Raw genomic sequence first — 3,162 nt, 5'->3', positions numbered from 1 at the left:
ACGCGCCGCCGGCGCCGCGTCGTTCCCATGCCGCCCGGCCTGGGCGAGCAGGCGCCTGGCCGTGCCCCCGCCCACCCCGGGCGTCTCGCGCATCCTGTCCAGGATGACGCCCTTCCGCTTCTTCGACGCCCTCACATACTCGTCCCTGAACCTGAGGGTGACCTGCCGCTTCGCCGCCATGGTGATCCCGTCCTCCATACGACCAGCCGAACAGACCGACCCGGTCTCGCGCTCACCCCCGATGAGGCACCACTACACAATTCACGCTCAAAAAACGCGAAGCACGTCGCACCGCGTGTGCGATTCTGTTCGTGTGCTATACTCGAATTGTTATAAAAAATAACAAATCGAAGGCAAAAGCGAACACTAGCCGAACATTTCAGCTCCTGCCTGCGCCTGCCTTCGCAACGAAAGGCCAACCAATGACAGTTCTCGTCACCGGTGGGTGCGGATACATCGGCGCCCACGTCGTCCATGCCCTCCACCAGGCCGGAGAGCGCGTCGTCGTCGTGGACGACCTGAGCTACGGCAAGCCCACCCGCATCGAAGGCTCCCGCCTCTATGGCATGGACATCGCCGCCCCCGGCGCCGGCGAGCGCCTTGCCGAGATCATGAAGGCGGAGGGCGTCGACTCCGTCATCCACTTCGCCGCCCGCAAGCAGGTCGGCGAGTCCGTCGAGAAGCCGCTGTGGTACTACCAGCAGAACATCAACGGCATGCTCAACGTGCTCACCGGCATGAAGGAGTCCGGCGCCAAGAAGCTCGTGTTCTCCTCCTCCGCCGCCACCTACGGCGTGCCGCCGGTCGATGTGGTCCCCGAGGACGTCGTGCCGATGCTGCCGATCAACCCCTACGGCCAGACCAAGCTCTTCGGCGAGTGGATGGCCCGCGCCTGCGAGGAGCCCTACGGCATCCGCTTCTGCGGCCTGCGTTACTTCAACGTGGCCGGCTGCGGCCCCGTCGAGCTCGAGGACCCGGCTATCCTCAACCTCATCCCGATGCTGTTCGACCGTCTGAAGAAGGGCAAGGCGCCGGCCATCTTCGGCGACGACTACCCGACCCCGGACGGCACCTGCGTGCGCGACTACATCCATGTGAGCGACCTGGCCGACGCCCACATCGCCGCCCTGAAGTACCTTGACCGCGACGAGCGCAAGTACGACGTGTTCAACGTGGGCACCGGCGAGGGCACCTCCGTGCGCCAGATCGTGGACGAGGTCAAGAAGGTCACCGGCCTGCCGTTCCACGAGACCGTGATGCCGCGCCGCGCCGGCGATCCGCCGCACCTGATCGGCGACGCCACCCGCATCACCACGGAGATGGGCTGGCATGCCAAGTACAACGTCGAGGACATCGTGAAGTCCGCCTGGGATGCCTGGCAGGCCAACCCGGAGCATCACATCGACGTCGCCACCTGGAAGCAGACCGACTGATTCCAGGTCCGCATTCCATGACGGGGGTGTCCGGCAGGTCCGGACACCCCCGTTGCGTTCCGCCGCCAGCGATTCCGCAGCGAAGTCCACCATCCGGGCGGTACGATGGTGCCATGGACGATTCCACGACACCGCACATGCCCCAGCAATCCGACGGCTCCGAGCCGCGCGCCGACGGCGCCGACGCGGCCCAGCCCTCCCCCACCGCCGCGGGCACGCAACCAGCGGGCAACTCCCAGCAGTCCCCCTGGCAGCAGCAGACGGCGACGGCCGGCGGCCCAGCCGGCGCGTACGGCACCTATGGCGCGTATGGCACGGACTCCGTCCCCGGGCAGGTGCCCTATGGTCAGGGACAGTACGGCCAGAATCCCTACAACCAGACCTCCTACGCCCAGGTCTCCTACGGCCAGCCGGCGAACGGCCAGTACCCGCCGCAGAGCACGTCCTACTATCCCTACCCATCACCGGCCAACAATCGGTGGAACGGCCTGTGCATCGCCGGATTCGTCACCTCCTTCATCGTGCCGCCGGTGGGTCTGGTGCTGTCCATCGTCGCGCTGGTGCAGATCAACAAATCGCAGGAGAAAAGCAAGGGGATGTCCATCGCCGGCATCGTGATCGGCGCGCTGGGCACGGTGCTCCTCGCGCTGTTCATCGGCCTGATGGTATGGGCGGTCGGCTACGCCATCAACCAAGTGGACACCGGCGACCTGGTCTGTTCGAACGGCGAATGCCATTACCGGGGAGAGTTCGGCGACCGCGGCTTCAACGACCGCGGCCACGGCAGCTATGACGGCACCGACGATGACTTCGGCGACTGGCTCAGCGACCCCGGCTCCCTGAGCCAGCAGGACATGCGGCGTCTGCTGGAGCAGTACGGGGCGGGCGACCTCGCCAGCTGACATGCAAGCCTTCGGCGCACCATACGACACGCCGAAGGCTTGCACAGCGTGCGGCCTATGGTAATGTATTTACTCGTTGCCTCGCGGAAACGCGGGAGAACACGGCCCCGTAGCTCAGTTGGTTAGAGCGCCGCCCTGTCACGGCGGAGGTCACCGGTTCAAGTCCGGCCGGGGTCGCTCGAATAGCTGGAACCCGGTTCATCCGGGTTTTTTCAACTGTTCATGGCTCTGTAGCTCAGTTGGTAGAGCGAACGACTGAAAATCGTTAGGTCAGCGGATCGATGCCGCTCGGAGCCACCACCCAAGACCCCGCCACCGCGCGGGGTCTTCTGCTATCGACCCCCTCCGCCGACAAGAACCCGGCAAAGCACCCACGCCACATCATGCCGCCACTGCGCCGCTAAGACACGCTCAGTGAAGCAACCATGCTCCGTCGGTCATCGCCCATCGCCTCCCTTGCCTCCCCTGCCGTCACCCAAGGCACCGCTACCTCAGCATCCAGCCACGACACGCCCGGGCTGCGGCACAGCACGCGCCGACTTGCGTATTCCCCCGTCTTTGGTAATGTATCTACTCGTTGCCTCGCGGAAACGCGGGAGAACACGGCCCCGTAGCTCAGTTGGTTAGAGCGCCGCCCTGTCACGGCGGAGGTCACCGGTTCAAGTCCGGCCGGGGTCGCTCGAATAGCTGGAACCCGGTTCATCCGGGTTTTTTCAACTGTTCATGGCTCTGTAGCTCAGTTGGTAGAGCGAACGACTGAAAATCGTTAGGTCAGCGGATCGATGCCGCTCGGAGCCACCACCCAAGACCCCGCCACCGCGCGGGGT

General features: G+C 65.2%; 2 protein-coding genes, 4 tRNA genes and 1 pseudogene. 6 read left to right on the top strand and 1 reads right to left on the bottom strand.

What is annotated here, in order from left to right; all coding sequences use genetic code 11:
* Positions 1-198, bottom strand: a pseudogene (locus H7U32_RS09250) (integrase catalytic domain-containing protein); the annotation flags it as partial.
* A 224-nt stretch (positions 199-422) separates the two neighbouring features.
* On the opposite strand from H7U32_RS09250, the gene galE reads away from it, so the two are divergent.
* The 6 genes from galE (at position 423) to H7U32_RS09220 (ending at position 3,136) form a co-directional block, all read left to right on the top strand.
* Positions 423-1,433, top strand: a complete 1,011-nt coding sequence (gene galE / locus H7U32_RS09245; protein WP_204469776.1) for a UDP-glucose 4-epimerase GalE — start codon at positions 423-425, stop codon at positions 1,431-1,433.
* Between the two features lie 113 nt (positions 1,434-1,546).
* Positions 1,547-2,335, top strand: a complete 789-nt coding sequence (locus tag H7U32_RS09240; protein WP_239457663.1) for a DUF4190 domain-containing protein — start codon at positions 1,547-1,549, stop codon at positions 2,333-2,335.
* A gap of 103 nt (positions 2,336-2,438) precedes the next feature.
* Positions 2,439-2,512, top strand: a tRNA-Asp gene (locus H7U32_RS09235).
* Between the two features lie 47 nt (positions 2,513-2,559).
* A tRNA-Phe gene (locus H7U32_RS09230) sits at positions 2,560-2,635 on the top strand.
* 304 nt (positions 2,636-2,939) lie between these two features.
* A tRNA-Asp gene (locus tag H7U32_RS09225) sits at positions 2,940-3,013 on the top strand.
* 47 nt (positions 3,014-3,060) lie between these two features.
* Positions 3,061-3,136 (top strand) — tRNA-Phe (locus H7U32_RS09220).
* Positions 3,137-3,162: the final 26 nt, after the last annotated feature.

It is taken from the genome of Bifidobacterium pullorum subsp. saeculare, assembly GCF_016899725.1.
GTDB lineage: Bacteria > Actinomycetota > Actinomycetes > Actinomycetales > Bifidobacteriaceae > Bifidobacterium > Bifidobacterium pullorum_C.
This window is presented reverse-complemented; position numbering and strand designations above follow the sequence as displayed.

What these genes read in the sequence shown, in the direction of transcription:
- galE (WP_204469776.1), top strand. Translation starts at nt 423, where the DNA reads ATGACAGTTCTCGTCACCGGTGGGTGCGGATACATCGGCGCCCACGTC.
- H7U32_RS09240 (WP_239457663.1), top strand. Translation starts at nt 1,547, where the DNA reads ATGGACGATTCCACGACACCGCACATGCCCCAGCAATCCGACGGCTCC.